The 22,447-nt window shown below is 48.3% G+C and carries 12 protein-coding genes and 1 pseudogene; 6 read left to right on the forward strand and 7 right to left on the reverse strand.

Going from position 1 to position 22,447, the window contains the following annotated elements; translation table 11 throughout:
- Positions 1–30 precede the first annotated feature (30 nt).
- The 5 genes from QM717_RS10300 to QM717_RS10320 all read right to left on the reverse strand — a co-directional run bounded on the left by QM717_RS10300 (position 31) and on the right by QM717_RS10320 (position 8,193).
- Positions 31–1,866 carry a glycoside hydrolase family 13 protein gene (locus QM717_RS10300; protein ID WP_415037390.1) on the reverse strand — a complete coding sequence of 612 codons (1,836 nt, stop codon included), beginning with the start codon at positions 1,864–1,866 and terminating at the stop codon, positions 31–33.
- A gap of 651 nt (positions 1,867–2,517) precedes the next feature.
- Complete coding sequence (locus QM717_RS10305; RefSeq protein ID WP_415037391.1) at positions 2,518–4,821, reverse strand: glycoside hydrolase family 65 protein; 2,304 nt, start codon at positions 4,819–4,821, stop codon at positions 2,518–2,520.
- A gap of 112 nt (positions 4,822–4,933) precedes the next feature.
- Entirely contained in the window at positions 4,934–5,590 is a 657-nt protein-coding gene (gene pgmB / locus QM717_RS10310) for a beta-phosphoglucomutase (RefSeq protein WP_415037392.1), read from the reverse strand.
- On the reverse strand, positions 5,590–6,966 hold the full coding sequence (locus QM717_RS10315) for an MFS transporter (RefSeq protein WP_415037393.1): 1,377 nt from the start codon (positions 6,964–6,966) through the stop codon (positions 5,590–5,592). Before QM717_RS10315 ends, pgmB begins: the two co-directional genes overlap by 1 nt.
- Before the next feature lie 201 nt (positions 6,967–7,167).
- Positions 7,168–8,193, reverse strand: coding sequence for a LacI family DNA-binding transcriptional regulator (locus tag QM717_RS10320; protein WP_415037394.1), 1,026 nt, complete (start codon positions 8,191–8,193; stop codon positions 7,168–7,170).
- A 224-nt stretch (positions 8,194–8,417) separates the two neighbouring features.
- Here QM717_RS10320 and QM717_RS10325 point away from each other — a divergent pair, with 224 nt between their 5' ends.
- The 6 genes and pseudogenes from QM717_RS10325 (at position 8,418) to QM717_RS10350 (ending at position 20,010) form a co-directional block, all read left to right on the forward strand.
- The gene (locus QM717_RS10325) at positions 8,418–11,477 is read left to right on the forward strand and encodes a SusC/RagA family TonB-linked outer membrane protein (RefSeq protein ID WP_415037395.1); all 3,060 of its coding nucleotides are present in this window, start codon (positions 8,418–8,420) and stop codon (positions 11,475–11,477) included.
- A 295-nt stretch (positions 11,478–11,772) separates the two neighbouring features.
- Positions 11,773–12,822: pseudogene (locus QM717_RS10330) on the forward strand (RagB/SusD family nutrient uptake outer membrane protein); the annotation flags it as partial.
- A gap of 52 nt (positions 12,823–12,874) precedes the next feature.
- A complete protein-coding gene (locus tag QM717_RS10335; protein WP_415037396.1) occupies positions 12,875–13,069 on the forward strand; it encodes a RagB/SusD family nutrient uptake outer membrane protein in 195 nt (64 codons plus the stop codon).
- Between the two features lie 18 nt (positions 13,070–13,087).
- Positions 13,088–14,149: a SusE domain-containing protein gene (locus QM717_RS10340; protein WP_415037397.1), complete on the forward strand. Its 1,062-nt coding sequence runs from the start codon at positions 13,088–13,090 to the stop codon at positions 14,147–14,149.
- Positions 14,150–14,212: 63 nt separating this feature from the next.
- Positions 14,213–17,068, forward strand: coding sequence for an alpha-amylase family glycosyl hydrolase (locus QM717_RS10345; protein ID WP_415037398.1), 2,856 nt, complete (start codon positions 14,213–14,215; stop codon positions 17,066–17,068).
- A gap of 113 nt (positions 17,069–17,181) precedes the next feature.
- On the forward strand, positions 17,182–20,010 hold the full coding sequence (locus QM717_RS10350; protein WP_415037399.1) for an AsmA family protein: 2,829 nt from the start codon (positions 17,182–17,184) through the stop codon (positions 20,008–20,010).
- Here QM717_RS10350 and QM717_RS10355 read toward each other — a convergent pair.
- Both QM717_RS10355 and QM717_RS10360 read right to left on the reverse strand, forming a co-directional pair.
- Positions 20,003–21,559: a hypothetical protein gene (locus QM717_RS10355; RefSeq protein ID WP_415037400.1), complete on the reverse strand. Its 1,557-nt coding sequence runs from the start codon at positions 21,557–21,559 to the stop codon at positions 20,003–20,005. The two genes, QM717_RS10350 and QM717_RS10355, sit on opposite strands and share 8 nt — an antisense overlap.
- A gap of 126 nt (positions 21,560–21,685) precedes the next feature.
- Entirely contained in the window at positions 21,686–22,432 is a 747-nt protein-coding gene (locus QM717_RS10360; RefSeq protein ID WP_415037401.1) for a hypothetical protein, read from the reverse strand.
- Positions 22,433–22,447: the final 15 nt, after the last annotated feature.

Here is a 22,447-nt window from a genome sequence, read left to right on the forward strand (position 1 = left end):
AGGCGAACAGCGGGAAAAAGCTCCTAAAAATTAATTCAATTCTAAAATGTAAACCGATTTGGGCTCGATGGAAATGTCACTTTTCAAATCGATCGTTTTGCCCGAAATCACCTCCTTGCCCGATTGGGAATCCCGAATGTTTTCAGCAAAACGATTGGTTTTGATGGTACGCGTTTCGGTCGAATTGTTCAACACGACCATGACCGATTGCTGCTCGTTGTGACGGAAATAGACGTACACATTGTCCTGCGGTAAATACTGCGTGGTTTTCCCGTGGTGGATGACCGTCGCGTTTTTGCGCCAGTTGAACAGTTTCGCGGTGAAGTCGAAGAATTGTTGCTGTTCTTGGGTTCGACCAGATCGGGTAAAGGCGTTGTTCGCATCACCGGCCCAGCCGCCCGGAAAATCGTGGCGGATGTCGGGATCGCCTTTGCCTTTGTCGCCCGCCATCCCGATTTCGGAACCGTAGTACAGTTGTGGGATGCCGCGTACCGTGGCAATGAGTGTCATCGCCATTTGGTACTTTTTGAAATCATTTTTATAAATCTGGTTGAAACGGTTCGTGTCGTGGTTTTCGGCAAAAACCAGGATGTTGTTGATGTCGGGATACAGAAAGTCGTTGGTGAAATTCTCGTAGATCTTGACCATGCCTTTGTCCCATTCGGCTTTGTCTTCGTTGAACACCGATGAAATGGCGTCGTGCAGCGTGAAATCCATCACGGTCGGCAGATGCGAATTGTAATGCTGGATTGCCCCGATTTGGGAATCCTTTTGCCAATAGGCCATCTGCGCCTGGTCGTGCATCCAGACCTCGCCTGCGATGTTGAAATGCGGATATTCGTCGGTAATCGCTTTGGTCCATTTCGCGATGCCGGCCTTGTCGCAATAGCTGTAGGTGTCCACGCGGAAACCGTCGAGGTCGGCGTATTCGATCCACCAAATGGCGTTTTGGATCAGGTAATTCAACACGAGCGGATTCGCCTGATTCAAATCGGGCATCGATTTGACAAACCAACCGTCGACGCAATATTTCTGGTCGATCGCCGAAGTGTTCGGGTCGAATTGCGTCGTCATGCGGTAATTCGATTGTTCGTAGCCCGGGAATTGGTGCAGCCAGTCGTAAGTCGGCAAATCCTTGACCATCCAATGGTCGCCCCAGTGGTTCGTGACATAATCGAGGATCAGTTTCATGTCGCGCTTGTGCAATTCGGAAGACAATTTGAGATAATCGTCATTCGTGCCGTAGCGTGGATCGATCTTGTACACATCCGATTGGCCATAGCCGTGGTACGAACCGCGCGCGTCGTTGTCCTCGCAAAGTGGCGTGCTCCACAAAGCGGTCGCACCGAGTTCCTTGAGGTAATCGAGGTTTTTGACGATGCCTGCGATGTCGCCGCCGTGGCGCGAACCCGGTTGGGAACGGTCGGCTTTTTCGGCGGTGTCGTGCGTCGAGTCGTTGTTCGGGTTGCCGTTGGCGAAACGGTCGGGCATGATCAGGTAAATCATGTCGGAAGAATCGAAACCTTGGCGCAAGGCGGAATCTTTCTTGCGTGCTTTGAGCGAATATTTCTGCGTGAACGCTATTTTATTTTTGTTCTTGAACGAGAACACGAAATCGGAGGCCGGGACATTTTTGGTGTCGATCGTGACGAAAACATAGTTCGGATTTTCGGTTTTCTGGACGTTCGTGATGACGATGTTGTTCGATACGGAGACGTCGTATTGGGAAATGTTTTTGCCGTAGAACATCACTTGCAAAATTGGGTTTTGCATACCGGAATACCAGAACGGCGGTTCTGTTTTTTGGAGCTGCGCTGCAGCGTTTATTGTAACGGTTGTTACGAGGAGGAGAAGTAGTTTTTTCATGTTGTTGTGTTTTATTTCTTCTTTTGTTGCCAGACAAAAGAAGCAAAAATGCCTAGCGACCAAATTACAATCTCGAAAACTACCTCGAAGCTGGCTGCGCGTACCAAGCCGTTCGCCCTGTGGGCTCAACTCCACGTACGCTCGCAGGCGCTTTCTCGTTGTTTTCTACGATTCTATTTTGACGTCGCAACTAAGCGGAATCTCATATTTTTATTTTTGCCTTGTTGCACAGCGGCAAAAATCCTTCTAAGAACGTTTTTTGGAATTGACGATTTGCCGTTCCAAGCGAAGAATGTTTTTCAATTGTCAACGAGCGTTCTTCGTGAGACCGCGCGCTTTAATCGTGGCAGGCGGGCACCTGCTTTTTCAAAGATTCTCAGAAATGAAATACTGTTTGAGCCGAAGGCGAGTTCATTTCATTTCCGAATCGAGAATTAGCAGGTCGCCGAACGATTGCGCGCTCCGCCTTTTTGCAACTTTTGCGGCGAGGCAAAAGGTGAGAAGAACATCATTAAAAATTCATTCGTTAATTGGAACGAAAAATTGCGCCAGGGATGGAAGCGGCATCCTTTTGCGGCCGCAGTCCCGACACTTCGGGACGGAGGACGTAAAAGATAAAGCGTACAGCCCGCCCGTGGCGCCCTTCAACTTTTATACAGTCACCAAACTATTCGGTTCGACATTTATTGCTTTTCCATTGACGAAAACGGCAATCGCTTCACCGCCTTCGAGTTCAAATTTCGTTTCGCTCGCGTGCACCGAAACCTTCAAAATCTGGTTGCGGAAATTGATCTTGAACGAATAGCCTTGCCATTGCTCAGGGATGCGCGGCTCGAAATGCAATTGGTCGTCCTTGACGCGCATGCCGCCGAAACCTTCGACGATGCTCATCCAGGTACCGGCCATCGAGGTGATGTGCAGTCCTTCCTCGACTTCCTTGTTGTAATCGTCGAGGTCGAGTCGGGAAGTGCGCAGGTAGAATGTGTAGGCCATGTCCATTTTGCCCAAAACCGCGGCTTGGATCGAGTGTACGCAAGGGGAAAGCGAACTTTCGTGTACGGTAAACGGCTCGTAGAAATTGAAATGTTTCTCGAGTTGCTCCTTGCTGAAATGGTCTTCGAAGAAATAAAATCCTTGTAAAACATCAGCTTGTTTGATGTAAGGCGAACGCAGGATCCTGTCCCACGACCATTTTTGGTTGATCGGACGTTGCGAACGGTCGAGATCGGATACCTTGACCAGATCTTTGTCGAGGAAGCCGTCCTGTTGCAAATACACGTCGTGCGTTTCGGAATACGGGAAATACATTTTGTCGGCGACTTTTTTCCAATGCGAAATTTCTACATCGTCGAGTTTGACCTTGGCCATTATTCTGGTGTAATCGGTGGCGTATTCGGCTTTGACTTTTTCGATCTGCGCGATGGCATAATCGATGCACCACTTGGCGAGGTAATTCGTATACCAGTTGTTGTTGACGTTGTTTTCGTATTCGTTCGGGCCCGTGACACCAAGAATCATGTACTGGTTTTTGTGTGTTGAATAGGATGCGCGTTGGTGCCAGAAGCGGGCAATCCCAATCAGGACTTCCAAACCTTTTTCAGGGATGTAGCTGTAATCGCCGGTGTAGCGGTGGTAGTTGAAAATCGCAAACGCGATCGCACCGTTGCGGTGGATTTCCTCGAACGTGATTTCCCATTCGTTGTGGCATTCCTCGCCGTTCATGGTCACCATCGGATAAAGCGCAGCGCCATTGGTAAAACCGAGCTTGGCCGCATTTTCAATCGCCTTTTCGAGATGATTGTAGCGGTACGTCAGCAAACTGCGCGCGACGTTCTGGTCTTTGGTTGCCATGTAAAACGGGATGCAATAGGCTTCGGTGTCCCAATAGGTCGAGCCGCCGTATTTCTCGCCCGTAAACCCTTTCGGTCCGATGTTGAGTCGTGAATCCTTGCCCAGGTATGTCTGGTTCAATTGGAAAATATTGAAGCGGATGCCTTGCTGCGCCTTGGTATCGCCCTCGATCGTGATGTCGCTCATCTCCCAGATTTTCGCCCAGGCGTAGGTTTGGTTGTCGAACAATTGTTCGTAGCCTTTGTCGATGGCTTTTTGGATCACTTGCTGCGCAGCGGCATAGGTGTCTTCGTGGTTCATCGAAACGGTGTAGCCGCCCATTTTATGGATCGAAGCCACTTCGCCTTTTGCGGCGTTGACCGTGTACGAAAATCCGATTCTTTCTGTATTGGTGTTGACATTTTCAGGAGAGACAACGATCGGTTCGCCATTTTTGAGCAACGTATTCTGCATAAACGTCGTCACGGTAAAATGCGTCTTGAACGTACGCGCTGTTACAAACGCCTCATTGCCGTTGTGTTTCACGTCAAGTGGTTCCCAGAATTTTTCTTCCCAGTTAGCGTCTTCGTTGTGTACGCCTGCATCGAGGTACGGTTTGAAGACGATTTTGGCGTCCTGGTTCAACGGTGTGATTTCATAATTGATGACGCCCACTTCGTCGAGATCGAGCGACAGGAAGCGGTTCACGTTGACCGAAATCTCGGTGCCGTTCTGCAAAGTCGCCTCAAACGAGCGGTTGTACCAGCCCTGTTTCATGTTGAGTTCGCGGCGGAAATTCCTGACCGATTGGCATTGGGCCAAATCGAGGTTTTCCCCATTGATTTCGATGTCGATGCCGATCCAGTTCGGGGCGTTCAATACTTTGGCGAAATATTCGGGATAACCGTTTTTCCACCAGCCCACTTTGGTTTTGTCGGGGTAATAGATGCCTGCGATGTAGCTGCCCTGGAAGGTTTCGCCGGAATAGGTTTCTTCAAAATTGGCGCGCTGTCCCATGGCGCCGTTGCCGATGGAAAACAGGCTTTCGGATGATTTCACTCGTTCTGCATCAAATCCTTCTTCGATAACCGACCAATTGTCGGGTTTGATATAATCCTGGTTCATGTCTTTAATTTTTTTAAGAGGAAAGAGAAAAGAAGAAAGAGGAAAGATTTTATTGTATTTCCTGACCGGATTAAGGTTCTTTCGACTTTATGACTTTCGTCTTGACTGATTGTTATTTTTTGATGATGTATTCGATAAAGCTCGTGTCGATGTGTACGAAATCAGGGAAATTGTACTGGGCTTCTTTCAAGATTCCCGCCTCGCCGATGCCGATGCTGATCATGCCCGCGATGTTTGCGGCCTGGATTCCGGCTACCGAATCTTCAAACACGATCGCGTTTTGGTTCGTCGCACCGATTTGTCGGGCTGCTTGGAGGAATACCTCTGGATCGGGTTTGGCATTGGTTACGTCGTTGCCGTCAACGATCGCATCGAAATAATGGATGATGCCTGTTTTTTCGAGGATCGGACGCGCATTTTTACTCGCAGAGCCGAGTGCAATCGGTTGGTGGTGTTCCTTGAGGAATTGCAAAATGTGCAACACGCCCGGCAGGATTTCGCTTTGGTCCATGTGCACCAAATAGGACAAATAATCCTCGTTTTTCTGTTTGAGCCAACGGTCCTTGTCTTGCTGCGAAGCGGTCATGCGGCCGAGTTCGAGGATCAAATCGAGCGAGCGCACGCGGCTCACGCCCTTGAGTTCTTCGTTGTGTTCGGGGGTGAATTCAATCCCGAGTTCGGCAGCGATTTTCTGCCACGCCAAAAAATGGTATTTGGCCGTATCGACGATCACGCCGTCGAGGTCAAATATGAATGCTTTCTTGTTCATTAATTTGTTTTTACGTCATCTGTGTCTTTTACTTTGGCAACCAATATTGCGGCGATGATAAAGCTCACGCCGCTGGTGACCAACGCAAAAATGGCATTGTCATGGTATAGGTATTTGACCAGCGGGCCGCCGATCAATGCGTTGATAATTTGCGGGATTACGATAAAGAAATTGAAAATCCCCATGTAGACGCCCATTTTCTTGGGTGAAATGGCTCCGGCCAAGATCGCGTAAGGCATCGCCAGGATGCTCGCCCAGGCAATCCCGATGCAGCACATGGAAAGGATGAGCCAGTTTTCATTGGGCATGACATACATCGAAAGCAATCCGATCCCGCCGATGATCAGCGAAAGCGAATGCGTGAGTTTGCGCCCGATTTTTTTGGCGATTACAGGCAACGCGAAGGCAAAAATCGCCGATACGCCGTTGTAGATGCCAAACAGGATCCCGACCCAGTCGCCGGCTTTCTGGTAGGTGGCGCTTTTGACGTCGTCTACCGGCAAACCGTAAATGTGGTGTGCGATGGCAGGCGTCGTAAAAACCCACATGCCAAACAGTCCGAACCAGGAGAAAAACTGTACCCAGCTCAGTTGACGCATCGTCGTGGGCATTTTGCGGAAGTCGTCGAAAATGTCGATGAGTTTGGCTTCGCGATGCGGCTCGGGATCGGCGGCATGTTCGGCGGCGATGGCTTCGGCACTGGCTTTTTCATCTGCAAATTTGGCCAATTCTTCGGGCGAATATTCCTTGGTAGTCAGTACAGTTACCAATATGGAAATGACCAGACAAACCGCGCCAATAATGAAAGAATAAATCAAATGCTGTGGAACGCCACCGGCCGGATCTTCATTGGAAACGCCCCACCAGTTGTGCAACGCATACGGCAACCACGAACCGATGACGGCCCCAAATCCGATCAAAGCGGTCTGTACGCTAAAACCTTGGGTAGCCTGGTCGTTTCTGAGGTTGTCGCCCACGAGCGCGCGGAACGGTTCCATCGCGACGTTGAACGAAGCATCCATGATCATGAGCATTCCGGCGCCTACCCAAAGTGCGGGTAAAAAGGCGGTGAAAATATCGGCTTGCGGCATGAGGATGAGCCCGACGGAAGCGAGCAACGCACCAGCCAAAAAGAACGGTTTTCTTCGACCGAAACGGCCCCAAGTATTGTCGCTGTAATGCCCAATGATGGGTTGGACGATCAATCCCATGAGCGGGGCAATGATCCAAAACCAGGACAATTCGTGGACATCGGCGCCAAACGTTTGAAGTATTCTGCTGGCGTTGGCATTCTGAAGGGCAAAACCCATTTGGATTCCCAAGAAACCGAAACTCATGTTCCAGATTTCCCAGAAACCTAATTTACGCTTTTCCATTATCGTAATTTAAAATTATCTACGATAAGCGCGATGCTTATCAAAACTTATTTTTTTTTTCGAAGTAAAGTATAAGCCCTGATAATCGGATGTAAATATAATAGCTTTTTCGTTTTGAAAAGCCGGGAATGCGATTTTAACATTTGCGAAACGCGAAAATTGGAGCATCTTGTCTTTTGAAAATAAAACAGTTACGACAAACTACAACGTTGGCGTAGATTCCCGCAGGACCAGATGCGTTTCGATGACTTCGGTCTTGTAATGTTCTTCTTCCTCGTCTTCAGATTCGAGTCGGTCGATGAGCATCTGGGCCGCTTTTCCGCCCATCTTGATCCCGTTTTGCGAAACCGTCGTGATGCTCGGGGACGAATATTTCGAGATGATGCCGTCGGTAAAACCGATCACCGAAAGGTCTTCGGGCACTTTTTTTCCGAGTTTTTTGGCGGCCTTGATCGCGGTCACTGCGAACAATTCGTTGACGGCAAACACAGCATCGAGATCATGATTGGCCAACAGTGCCTCGATCGGTTCGTCGCAATGCTCGATGTCTTCTATTTTGAGGATCAGGTTGTCGTCGACTTTGCGGTCGTTGTTTTTGAGCGCCTTGATGTAGCCGTCGGTACGCAATTTCCCGACGCTGACATAATCGACGGTCGTAATCAGCGCTATTTTCTTGAAGTCCTTATTGATGAGCTGCTGTACGGCGTTGAAGGCCGCGAGGTTGTCGTCGATGATGACCTTGTCGCACAGGATGTCGTTGGTCACGCGGTCGAACATGACCACGGGCATGCCCTGGTTGATGACCTCGGTGATGTGGTGAAAATCCTTTTTGTGCTGGGTTTCTTTGGACAGCGATAGGATAAAGCCGTCGATACTGCCGTTGGCGAGCATTTCCATGTTGATGACTTCCTTGTCAAACGACTCATCCGAAAGGCAGACCATGACGTTGTAGCCGTGCTCGTTGGCCACGTGTTCGATGCCGCTGATGACGGTCGCGAAAAAGTGGTGCACGATTTCGGGAATGATGATGCCGATGGTCTTGGTTTTCCGGTTCTTGAGGCTTAAGGCGATCAGGTTCGGTTTGTAGTTGTAGAGCTTGGCAAAAGCCTGGACTTTTTGGCGTGTATCTTCACTGATTTCGGGGCTGTCGCGCAACGATTTGGAAACCGTTGAAATTGATACATCTAATTCTTTTGCAATTTGTTTGAGGGTGACTTTTCTTTTCATTCGAAAAAGATAACTATTATTTTCGAAATAAAGGTAAATTTTATTTCCATGAATCGAAATTTTTCCCTTAAAAATATGTATATTCAGGAAAGTTTTCAACACGAAAACGTTTTCGGTAGGGGTTTCGAAAACGTTAACGAAAAAGGGACAGTTTTTTAACTATTTTTAACATTCGAAGTATAAAGTATAAGCTCAAAAAACTAATTCTAACTTAAACAAAATGTATGAAAACAATTTACAAAAAGTTGTTATTTTTATTACTGCTGCTTCCTTTTAGTGTGCTGGCTCAGAACACTTTAAGCGGTACGGTAGTCGATAAAAATTCAAAACAACCCATTCCGGGGGTAAATGTGGTAATTCAGGGCTCGGCTTCGGGTACCCAAACCGATTTTGATGGAAAGTATTCATTGCCTGTAAAAAAGGGTGATGTGGTAGTTTTTTCTTATCTCGGCTACAAGAGTTTCACCGTTACCTATGACGCACAAAAAAACCTTTCAGTTAGCCTCGAAGAAGAAGCTAATGTGTTGGGCGAAGTAGTGGTTCAGGTCGGATACGGGTCTGTCCGTAAAAAGGATGCGACCGGATCGGTGGCCTTGATTACGGAAAAGGATTTCAACAAAGGCGCCATCGTATCGGTCGATCAGTTATTGACTGGTAAGGCGGCGGGCGTAAGAATTACCAATTCGGGCGGTTCCCCGGATGCCGATCCAAACATCAGGATTCGTGGCGGAGGCTCTTTGGGGGCCAGCAACAAGCCGTTGGTTGTCATCGATGGTGTGCCAATCAGTGCCGACAATCCGGCCGGGATCAGCAACCCGTTAACATTGATCAACCCGAACGATGTGGAAAGTGTTTCTGTTTTGAAAGATGCATCGGCTACGGCCATTTACGGGGTGAGGGCTTCGAATGGGGTGCTCATTATCACCACTAAAAAGGGAACTTCAGGAACGCCACAATTCAATTATTCCTCCAATGTTTCGATGAGCAAAGTGGGCAGAAAGCTCGACATGATGGATGGGGAGCAATACACGAACTTCATCCGGACCTATCATCCGGACCACCTCGATGAGTTGGGTATTCCTGACGGCACGGGAACAATTGATAATCCCGCGACAGAGGCCATTGAAGGACGTATCTTGTACAACACCGATTGGCAGGATGCGGTTTTCCGTACGGCGATATCGTCTGACCATAACTTCAGTGCAAGGGCTAATCTTTATGGTAAAATTCCTTTCCGTTTTTCGTTGGGTTACAACAATACACAAGGTTTGATAAAGACAAGTGATTATGAGCGCTTCAGCTACGCGTTGAAAATGACACCTACGTTCTTCGACAATCATTTGAAAATCGATGTCAATGCCAAAGGTTCTTATTCAGACAAGAATGCCATCGACAATGATGGTTCGCTCGGCGGGGTAGTCAATATGGATCCGACCAAGCCAATTTATACCATCGACCAAAAATTTGGCGGCTATTACCAGCCGACCAACCTGACCAATTCCAATACGATCGACGGGGCATGGAACCCGGTTGCGGTGTTGGAGCAACGCAGAAGACCGGAACGCGTATTGCGTTTCTTGGGGAATATCGAATTTGATTACAAATTCCATTTCCTGCCTGAACTGCGCGCGGTCCTCAACCTTGGTCTTGATGCTTCCGAATCAAGAATTCGTGAAACTTATTACGACAATGCGATCGCGACTTATCGTACTTTGAACAGTGCGACCGATTTTGTGTTTAATCCGGGAAAAAATTACTTGGAGAACCAAACTTTCTCTAACAAAACATGGGATTCTTATTTGAACTACAACAAATCGTTCGGAGAGATTCTTCAAAAATTAGATGTGACTGCCGGTTATTCGTATCAAAGTTTCGTCAATGACGGAAACAAAGAAGTATACCGTTACCCGGATGCTACAGGAATCCGCGAACGCGTGTACAGTGCGAACGACCGTTACTACAATCCATTGGTGCTCGAGTCTTATTTTGCAAGAGTAAATATGGACTTGTTTGGCAAATACCTGTTGACCGGTACTTTCAGGACTGATGCTTCCTCATTGTTCCGTGGCAGTGAAAACCAATGGGGTTATTTCCCGTCGGCAGCCTTGGCGTGGAAAGTAAAAGAAGAATCATTCCTCAAAAATGTCGATTTGGTACAAGACCTCAAAGTGAGAATCGGTTGGGGTAAAACGGGTAACTCAGACATTAGCGGCGAAGTGGGCTATTTCCCATCGAGTCCATTGTTTGAAGTGGGAAGCGGTACCAGCCAATATTTCCCAGGCGTAAACCTCTACAGTGCCAAGAACTACGATCCAAACGTAACTTGGGAAACCTCAGAAACATTGAATGCCGGACTTGATTTTGGTTTCTTCAAAAGAAACATCCTCACCGGTAGCTTCGATATTTACAAGCGCTTCACCAAAGACCTTTTGTCGAGATATACTTTGCCTCCGGGTCAAGGTTTGTCGGATACTTTTGTAAGCAATGTGGGTGAAATCGAAAGCAAAGGTTTCGAACTCGCGTTGGATATCAACGCCATCCAAAAAGACAACTTTAACTTGTCGTTCAACGGTAACGTGGCGTACAATTATGCCGAAGTGACCGATTTGAAAGGCATCTCCAGAATCGCCGCCAAAGACGGTAATTTGCCTACCGGAACCAACGTAACTTTGGCTTACCACGGTGTTGGTTTCCAGCCTTTTTCTGCTTGGGTTTTCCAACAAGTGTATGATGGCAACGGGAAAGCCATCATCGGGGCGGTATCCGATTTGAACGGAGACGGGAAAATCAACAACGAAGACCGTTATTACAAAGCATTGCGTCCAAACTGGACCTATGGTTTCGGATTTAACATGAATTACCTGAACTTCGATTTGTCCAGCAGCTTCAGGGGCCAAGTGGGCGGCCAAACCTACAACACCAAGAAATTGGTGGCCGGTTTCACCGACAGGGCAGATGCAGGAACGGCAGGTTCACTCAACAACATCATCGACATCAACAACAGCGACAATGGCCCGATCATTACCAACTTCAACGATGGGGTGACCCAATTCTCTGATTACATGTTGGAAGACGCTTCTTTCCTGCGTTGCGAAAATGTAACGTTGGGTTATAAATTCAATAAGTTTGTTGGAAAATCAACCTTGAGGCTTTATGCTTCGGCAAGCAACCTGTTCATCATCACCGATTATTCAGGACAGGATCCGGAGAACTTCAACGGAATGGACAACAACTTTTATCCTAGGCCAAGAGTCTACACTTTTGGTGTAAACCTTGACTTTTAATTAAAAAAAATACACCATGAAAAAATTTAAAATTAATATAATAGGGCTTGGATTATCCTTATTACTATTAAGCAGTTGTACGAGCGACCTCGATACGGAACCAAAAGTAGAGTTGACGTTGGACCAACTTTTGGCGCAGGACCCAAATGCCATCAACGGACTGATGTCCAAAATGTACGGCGCATTTGCACTTTCGGGACCTACAGGGCCGGGAAGCTCCGACATTTCTGACGACCCGGGAGAATCGCCATTTCTGCGCGGCATCATCAACCTGCAGGAGTTTTCTGCAGACGGGATGAAAAACCGTTGGGGCGATAACGGACTCGACCAGTTGACCACGACTTCAGGTTGGGATGAGAACAACAAGTTCTTCAGATACCTCTACAATAGGGTTTACTACACCGTGCCACAGTGCAACAACATTTTGGCGGTCTTGAGTCGTGTGGATGTCGACAATGAAGAACAATATGTAAGCGAATTGCGCTTCCTGCGTTCCTTGGCTTATTTCTACATGATCGATTGTTTCGGAAAAGGCGTACTTGTAACCGAAGAAGATTTGGGAAGCGGGGTGCCAAAACCACAAGCTTCACGTACGGAAATGTTCAACTACGTCGAGTCTGAATTGCTCGCGATCGAGAACACTATTCCACAAACCATTGGTTACGGCCGCGCCAACAAAGCGGTGGTGAGAATGTTGCTCGCCAAGTTGTACCTGAATGCACAGGTGTATACTGGAACGGCAAGATGGAATGACGCTTACACGTACACCAAAAAAGTCATTGACGAAGGGGGTTACAGTTTGGCTCCTAACATCGTAAGCGTGTTTTCTGCAGACAACAATGTAACCGATGCCAAAAACGAAATCATCTATCCATTGATCGCTGACGCATTGGTGAGCCAAAGTTATGGCAACACGACTTATTTGGTCAACGGAAGTATGAGCGATGTGACCATGACACCAACCGATTTTGGAAACCCGGGAGGCGGTGCCAATGCATGGCAAGGACACCGCGCTACTAAAGCCTGGTACGGTAAATTCGGAGCCAATGCCGCAGAACTTGCAGCTTCTCCGGACGATCGCGCGCATTTGTTCTGGACATCAGGGCACAGCTACGAAATGACCGATTACAAAGCTTGGGCCGATGGTTATCCAAGTGTAAAATTCAGAAACACCAATTTTGCATCACCTTCAATCGCTACGGTTTTCTCGGGAACTGATTTCCCATTGTACCGTTTGGCAGACACTTATTTGATGTGCGCCGAAGCTATTTTGAGAGGCGGGGGCGGCAGCATGAGCGAAGCGCTTGGCTATGTCAATGACGTGAGAAACAGATCACACGCCGGTGCGATTACTGAAGCGCAACTGACGCTCGATTTCATCCTCGACGAAAGAGCGCGTGAGCTCACTTTTCGAAGGACACCGAAGAACCGATTTGATCCGTTTCGGCAAATTCACCGGAGGATCTTACCTCTGGCCGTGGAAAGGCGGCGTAAAAGACGGCGTTTCCATTTCGAGCACTTACAATTTGTTCCCTATTCCATTGTCGGCTTTACAGGCCAATCCTAACTTGACACAAAATCCTGGTTACTAACATTAAACTTAATTAAAAATGAAAAATATATTAAGAACCTCAATTTTTGCCTTTATGCTGGTCGCATTGGGCGCTTGTGAAAACGATACCGATCCGAACATCACACCGGGAACCAGCTTTAATCTGCAAAGCCCGGCACCAGATTCAGATTTCGTATTGACCCCACAAAATCAAGACAATCTCGCAATGTCTTTGGTTTGGGATCAAGTCAACAACGGTGTTCCATCGGTAGCATCTTACACAGTAGAAATGGCAGCGGCTGGAACCGACTTCGAAAACATCATCGAAGCAGGCGTTACCAACAACCGTTTCTTGTCGCTGACTGTAGCTGAACTCAACGGGAAATTGATTGCAGCGAATTTTGCACCGTATACCGAAGCAGACGTAGACATCAGGGTAAAATCGACTTTGGGAACGTCAATCAACGCGGTAGTGGGTTATTCAAACGTGGTAACGGTTACCATTACGCCTTACACCACAGAAAATCCAACGATTGCCGTACCGGGTAACCACCAAGGATGGTCTCCGCCAACTGCACCATTGCTCGCTTCTTCAGGATTCGGCGAAACCGATTACGAAGGCTATATGTGGCTCGATGGCGAATACAAATTCCTTTCGCCAAAACCGGATGGAACTTTTGACTGGGGTACTTTGGACTGGGGTGACGACGGAACATTCACCAACACTTTGGTAGCTGATGGCGAAGTAAACTGTACTACAGCAGCCGGGTACTATTATGTGAAAGCCGACACCGATGCGTTGACTTATTCTGCAACACCAACTGTTTGGGGAATCGCAGGTAATGCTACGACAAACGGATGGGATGGCATGCTTCCAATGACTTACGATCCAGTAGCCAAAACTTGGTCTATCGTGGCCACATTGACTACCCAGGCGGCACCGGACAATGGTTTGAAATTCAAGGCCAACGGCGCATGGGATATCAATTTTGGTGACAGTGGCGCAGATGGATCGCTCGAATACGGCGGCCAAAACATTGGAACCACAGCGGGAACTTACTTGATCGTGCTTGATTTGAGCAACCCAAGAGAGTACACTTACACGCTTACACCGCAATAAAATGCATTAAACTTTTAAAAAGGGCTGTTTCTTTACAGCCCTTTTTTATCAAAAAATACCATAATGAAAAAAATTACCATCCTGACCGTTTTGTTTGTGCTGTTTGCCATCAGCGGATTTGCACAGGTTACCACCGTGCCTACGATTCCTGAAGCCAACCAGGCGGTTACCATCAATTTCAATAAATCCGGTACTGGTCTGGCTACTTACAACGGTACGGTTTATGCCCACATCGGGTTGACCGTCAACGGAAACCTGTGGCAGAATGTCATCGGAAACTGGGGGAACAATACCTTGCAACCGGCCTTGAGTGGTTCGGGCAACAGCCAATCGCTGACCATCTCGCCAGATTTGTATACTTATTTCGGGGTTTCGACCTCGGCCGTAATTACACAAATCTGTGTGGTGTTCCGATCGGCCGATGGCGCGCAACAGACCTCCGATTTTTTCCTCAACGTAGGGGCTTTCCAGGCGACGCTCAATGCACCCGCGCTCAACAGCACCACAATCATCAATTCGGGACAAAATCTCAATATTTCGGCGAGCAATACCAATGGCAGTGCCAATTACAACCTGTTGGCCAATGGCGTCAGCATCAATACGGCCAGTGGTTCATCGTACAATTTCACCGATACGAACATCACGACCAACAAGTCCTATGAACTGCAAATCACGCAGGGCGCGACGTCTTTCACCAGAAGATTTGCCGTGATGATCAATCCGGGTACGATTTCGCAGGCATTGCCGTCAGCATCTTTACTCGATGGCATCAATTACAATTCGGGCGATGCGACCAAGGCAACCCTGGTGCTCGATGCGCCGAATAAGGATTTCGTCTATGTCGCCGGTAGTTTCAACAATTACCAGCCGAATACGAGCTACGCGATGAAGAAAGACCCATCGTCGACCAAATTCTGGCTCGAACTGACCGGATTAACCCCGGGGCAGATTTACCATTACCAATATTGGGTGGTCGATGCCACGCCGATTGCCAATTCCCCGGCCTTGGTCAAAACCGCCGATCCTTATTCGACTTTGGTGTTGTCCCCTTTTGACGACCAATACATCCCGGCGTCGAGTTATCCAAACCTGCCGGCTTATCCGGCCGGACAGGAACGCGAAGTGACTGTTTTGCAGACCGGGCAGACGCCTTACAATTGGCAGGTGACCAATTTCGTCAAACCCAAAAAAGAAGACCTCGTCGTTTATGAAGTGCTCATCCGCGATTTTGACGTGAATAGAAATTTCCAGGATTTGATCAACCGCATCGATTATTTCAAGAACCTCAAGATCAATGCGATTGAACTGATGCCGGTCATGGAATTCGAAGGCAACGAAAGCTGGGGCTACAACACCGCTTTCCACATGGCACTCGACAAGTTCTACGGTACCGAAAACAAATTCAGGGAATTCATCGACCTCTGTCACCAGAACGGCATCGCCGTGATCCTCGACGTGGCGCTCAACCATGCTTTCGGCCGCAATCCGATGAACCGCATGTGGATGAACGATCCCGATGGCGACGGCTGGGGCGGACCAAGTTCGGAAAACCCTTATTTCAACCAAACCGCCACGCATGCGTATGGTGTTGGGAACGACTTCAACCACCAGCAGGCCAGAACCAAAAACTATGTGAAACGCGTCGTCAAGCATTGGGTTGAGGATTTCCACATCGATGGATTTCGTTGGGATTTGACCAAAGGATTTACCCAGAATTGTACCAGTGGCGATGAGGGTTGTACGGGTTCTTACCAGCAGGACCGTGTCGATGTCCTCAAAGAATACGCCGATTATTCGTGGAGCCTCGACCCGAACCACTATGTGATTTTCGAACACTTGGGCGCGGACAATGAGGAAAAGGAATGGGCCAATTACCGTTTGACCGAAAACCCAAGCAAAGGGGTCATGATGTGGGCCGAAATGACCTATGCCTACAGCCAACTCGCGGGCGGTTATGCCGTGGGTGGCGACATCACCAGGATCGGGCACACTGCCCATGCCGGTTTCAATGGCAAAAGGGTGATGGGCTATCCGGAAAGCCACGACAAGGAAAGAATCATGTACAGCGCCATGACTTATGGCAATGCTGCAGGAGCCGCGCCACCGTTCAACAACCTGAACAATTCGTTGACAAGGATGTCGACTGTGGGAGCCACTTCATTATTGGTTCCGGGCCCGAAAATGATCTGGCATTTTGCCGATCTCGGGATGCAGCTTTCGATCTACACCTGCAACAACGGATCGGTCAACACCGAATCGGATCCGACGCCGGGCGATTGCAAACTCGACACCAAGCCGCAGCCGCAATGGAGCGAGAATTGGCTCGCCAACGTGAACCGCGCCAAGGTTTATAATGATTGGGCCAAGTTGATCGCGATCAAAATCCAGGAGCCGGTTTTCGAGGGCAATTACGCCATCAGCCCGAACGGCAACAACGTCAGACAACGCATCTACATTTACGACGATGCTTTGCCGAGCACGCAATTGAAGAATGTGGTCGTGTTGTCGAATTATTCGGTAGCCGTACAAAGTGTGACGCCCGATTTTCCGTATACGGGAACTTGGTACAACCTCATGGACAATACGCCATTGACCGTGACCAGTACGTCGGCAACGATCAGCATCCAGCCGGGCCAATTTTTGGTGTATGGCAACAAACCGGTGACCTTGAACACCGACCAGTTCGAAACCAGGAAGAACATCAGCCTGTATCCGAATCCGTCGGCTTCCCATTTTACGGTCAATACCAACGTCAACAAATTGGAGATTTATTCGGTAGCCGGCCAATTGGTGAAAACCTTCGGTCCGCAATCCGACCAGTACGAATACAATGTGAGCGATTTGACCAGCGGCGTCTATTTGGTGAAACTCACCGATGCGACCGACCGCAGCCAAACCATCAAACTGATCAAGCAATAAAATTTTGAGTTAGTTGAATTTTATTTCTAAAAAGCCTTTCCACAACCGGAAGGGCTTTTTTCTTTTTGTATCGTTTCTTTTGTTAGAACCGTTGATATTGTTAATTTCGCGCCATGAAAAAGTCAGTTAAAGCCACGGTGGTCAAAGTCTTAAAACGAATAGCAATCGTTAGCTGCGGATTGCTGTTGCTGTTGTTTTTGCTGCCGATTTTGTTTCCGGGACAAATCGCGCAAAGCGTCAAGGATTTTGCCAACGAGCGGCTCGACGGCGAGCTCAGTTTCAGTGAAACCAACCTGTCTTTTTTCAGCCATTTCCCATCGCTGACCTTGACCTTGAAGGATTTCAAGCTCAAGGGCTCGAAACCGTATGCGAATGAAACGCTGGTGTCGGCGAATGAAATCGCGTTCGGGATCAACCTCAAGTCATTGGTGTTTGACAGCAAGATCCACATCGACAAGATCTTTCTCGAAAATGCGCTCATGAACGTCAAGGTCAACGAGCGCGGCGAAGCCAATTACAACGTGTATGTTTCCGATTCGAAATCGGAAAGCAGCGACAATTCGGAAACCTCGCTAAAGCTCGAGAAGATCGACATCCGCCATAGCCACTTGGTTTACAACGACCAATCGGCCAAAATGCTCATCGATGCCAAAGGATTCAATTATTTGGGAAAGGGAAACCTAGATCAGGCGATTTTCGACATTGAGACCGAAGCCGAAATCGACTCGCTCGACTTTGCGTTCGGCGGCGAAAATTACCTCAAGAATAAAAAAGTCAAGGCAGAACTCATCACCAAAATCAATACGAACTCGCTGGCGTTTGTGTTCCAGCACAACAATTTAAAAATCAATAAACTTCCGGTCGAGTTTACGGGCAAGTTCGATTTCCTCAAAAACGGTTACGATCTCGATTTCCGCATCGCTTCGAAAGACAGCAAACTCAGCGATTTCTTTACCGCCTTGCCACCGCAATATGTGACTTGGCTCGAGAAAACCAAGGTCAAGGGGCGTACCGATATCGCGCTTTCGCTTTCGGGCAAATACATCGCTTCGGAAAACCGCAAGCCCAATCTGGCCTTCAACATGAAAATCCGCGAAGGCGAAATCGAATACACCAACGCGCCGTTCCCGGTTTCGAACATCTACCTCAATTTCGACACGAAGTTGCCGTCGCTCGACACCGAAAAACTGCAGGTCAACCTCGATTCGATCTATTTCGATGTGGGCAAGGATTATTTCAAGGCCATTGTCAAATCGGCGGGATTGCAAACCCCGCAGGTTGATGCGCGCATCCAGGCTTCGATGGATTTGCAGAAGATGGATCAGGCGTTCGGTATCGAGAACATGGATTTGAAAGGTTTGCTCAAGGCCGACATCGTTTCGAAGGGAAAATACAACAAGACGCAAAATATTTTCCCGGTGACCAAAGGGAATTTTTCGCTGCAAAACGGCTCGGTACAATCGATTTATTATCCGACACCGATCAAAGATATTAATGTTGTCGCGGCATTGACCAATGGCAGCGGCGCTTTGAAAGACACCAAACTCGTGATCCGTCCGGCCTCATTCAATTTTGAAGGCAAGCCGTTCGCACTCAACGCAAGTTTCGAAAACTTTGAAGACGTGGCCTACGACATCAAGGCCAAGGGTGAAATCGATGTCGCAAAAGTCTATAAGGTTTTCTCGAAAAAAGGACTCGACCTGCAAGGATACATCAAAGCCGATGTCGCGTTCAAAGGAAAGCAAAGCGATGCGACAAATGGGCGATATGAAAAACTCAACAACAAAGGCACGTTGGCGCTCCAGAATATCCGCACGACTTCGGAATATTTTCCCAAGCCTTTTGTGATCAAGCAAGGTTTGTTTGTCTTTAACCAGGACAAAATGGATTTCCGGGATTTCACCGCGGTTTACGGCCAATCCGATTTCAAGATGAACGGACAGATGCAGAACGTGATCAATTATGTGCTTTCGGAAAAGGAAATCCTCAAGGGGAAATTTGCGCTCGAGGCGAATTACATCGACGTCGATGAATTCATGACGCAGGCCACTGAACAGCATAAGCCATCGGCTTCCGACAGTACGGCTGTGGCCAAAAACGGCAACAATGGCATCATCCAAATCCCCAAAAATTTAGACATCCAGTTTACGGCAAATGTACAGAAAGTCAACTTCGACGGGCTCGCCATGGAACAGGCCAAAGGAAACCTGACGGTCCAAAACGGCCAGCTCGCTTTAAAGGAAACCGGTTTCAACCTGATTGGCACCAACGTCAAATTCGATGCACGCTACCAACCCGAATCGGCGGCGACCGCAGATTTCGATTTCAAGATAGCCGCCAAGGATTTCGACATCAAACGCGCCTACAACGAAGTCAAATTGTTCCGCGAAATGGCCTCGGCGGCCGAGAATGCCGAAGGCATCATTTCACTCGATTACCAAGTGGCCGGAAAACTCGACGGCAATATGCAGCCGATTTATCCGTCACTGATTGGCGGCGGAACATTGTCGGTCAGCAAAGTCAAAATGATGGGTTTCAAAATGTTTGGCGCCGTGAGCAAGGAAACCAACAATGAGGCGATCAAGAATCCCGATGTTTCGAAAGTCGACATCAAGACGACGATCAAAAACAACCTCATTACGATTGAGCGGTTCAAGTTCAAGGTCGCCGGTTTCCGTCCAAGAATCGAAGGCCAGACCAGTTTCGATGGCGCGCTCAACCTCAAGATGCGTTTGGGATTGCCGCCACTGGGCATCATCGGTATCCCGATGACCATTACTGGGACCAAGGATGATCCGAAAGTCAAATTGGGCAGGAAATCGGAAGATTTGGAAGAAACCCAATACCAACCGCAGGCACAACCCAAAGTACAGCCTTTGCCCGAACCGATCGATCCCGCAACCGATACGACCAACGTACCCGAACCGAAAATTCCTAGGTAAGAATCTTGAGCAGACCTTCGGCAATGTTGCGCCAGAAGAAATTGTAGAATGACTTTTCGGGGATGCGTTCGACCTCGACCTTGGTGCCCTTGATTTCGCCTTTGGAATCGTTTTTCACGAATAAATTACCCACTGCCGTCAGGAATTTGTTTTTCTTCTTGCGGTCGTTTTTCTGGTACACCACAAGCTTGAAGTTGTCGTATTGCAGTGCGAATTCGCCATACGAACGCTCGTCATTTCCGGTAAAATTGAACAGGACTTTGTTGAGTTTGCCTTCGGTCGTCGCGTTGATGTACGGTTTCGAAAAGGCATTGACGCGTTCGGCATCGACATTGGCAATGGTGCCTTTGATGTGGAAACCGTCGGTTTTGTCGAGTACGTTGAGGCGCCAGTCGACGTGCATCGGCGAGGCATCCATGAATTTACAATCGACCGAGATCTTCAAATCTTCCATTTTCTTTTGTCGGAAACCGCTGCGGATGTTGGTCGCCGTCAAATTAAACTGACTGAAGATGAGTTTTCCTGAACCTTTGTCGAATGATTTTTCTTCTTCGTAGGCGAGCAATGAATTCCGGACGTTGAGCGTATCGACCTTGAGGTTGAAATCGAGATCGCGCAACAATTTGTTGTACAAAGGCTTTTTCGTGAGGTCGTCCTCGGGCAGTTTATTGCGGTAAATATCAGCCGAAGCCTGGTCGATGTTGACCGAACCGACGTTGGCAAACAACACTTCCTTTTCAAATCCCCAATCGAGGTTTTTGAGGTGGATGTCTTGGGCCGAAACCACAAACAAATCTTTTTCCTTCTCGATTTTGCGCACGAACTCGCGACGCGAATATTCGGGAATCATCTTGAAGTTGTGGATTTTGAGATCGGTATGCGTCGCCGCAATCTGCTTGGTCGTAAAATGGTAAAACGGATTGGCGCGGTAATACAGGCTGTCGCAACGGAAGCTGTATTTTTCAAACGAGAACGGGATTTTCTTTTCGAGCGTCTGGTCGTTTACGGCAATGCCTTCCAATTGGATGTTGATGTTGGCCGCATTGAGGATGGCCTTGTCGGTTTTGGTGTAGATGATTTTGACGTCCCCGTTGTACAGGAACACATCCGAAACCGAAATGACTTTTTCAAAAGGCGCCACCACCTCGTGTCGGATATTTTTGGGGTTGACCTTTTCATTCGATTTGTACAGGATGATTTCGGGACTCGTCACCGTGATGCTGCGTGCGCTGATGTGGTCGCCCAACAACACGCTCCAAATCGAAAAATCCTTGATTTCGACCGAATGGACCGAAGCGTAAATGCCTTTCTTGGTCTGGTTTTCTTTGATCGCCGCTTTGGGTGCGACGGTAATTTCTTTGGCCTTGATGTAACCGTCGATGAGCGAATAATGGAGGTCTTTATAGGTAATGGCGTACGGCGATTTGTTTTTTTGCGCGAGCATTTCGGGCAATTGGTATTTGATCCAGCAATTAACGCCAATGCCCAATAAAAATAGAGCTGTGATGACAATAAGCACGCCGATGACAATCTTCCTGTAGTTCTTCATTCCATTGGATTAGAGAACTAAAGTTAGCGATTTGCGTCGGGAAAGCAGCCGAATTATGATTTTTTTAAAACGGCCGGGCTAGATATGGAAGGAAGTTGCGCGCCCGGCCGTACCCAAAAAGAGAGATTATTTTTTAACCGAATACGGAAGCGACAGGTTGCCGCTGGCGATGTGGTACACCTTGTAGACGCCCAGCATCGGTTTAGGTCCGGCGCCTTCGTGGCTGCCGCCTTCGCCTGTGCTGACTTCCATATAGCAGCTCAGCGCGTCAAACTTGAAATCGGTTTTGTTGTTGATGCGGTAATCGGGAACAATCACGCGGATTGCGTTGTTTTGCGTCACGACGTTGTAACCCGGGCTGTCCATGTACATCGGCATGCCCGGATTGATTTTGGGCAGCACGACACTCTTGTCGTCTTTCTTGAATTCCTTGACCGAATAACCGCCGCCGACGCGTTTGTCCTCGACCAGAACCACCCAGTGCGGATGCCAGACGATGCCATCGTTGTCGTAATTGCCGTCGGCACTTTCATCCCAAAGCGGGCTGTCGTCGAAATCGGGATGCGAAGTGAGTGCAAGCGCGAGAATACCGTCGGTTTTGTTGAAACCCACATCGCTCGGATGTAGTGTGGTCGGAAAAACATAACCCAAAACTGGGGCGCCGTTCAGGCTTCCTGCGGGTTTGGGTGTTGTGGCCCCGGCCTGGCCTTCGACCTTGATTTCCCAAATCGTCACGCCGAGGCTGGCATCGTGCCTGACCGACGCCGATTTGATCTTGAAGTTGTGGTTGTCGTAGTTTTTGCATTTGTCGCAGGCAAACGAGCTCGCATAGGCCAATAAAAAGAGGCTCAGGGAAAAAAATGCTTTTTTCATGTGTGTTGTGTTTTA

The sequence above is a fragment of the Flavobacterium sp. genome, assembly GCF_047602195.1.
Taxonomy (GTDB): Bacteria; Bacteroidota; Bacteroidia; order Flavobacteriales; family Flavobacteriaceae; genus Flavobacterium.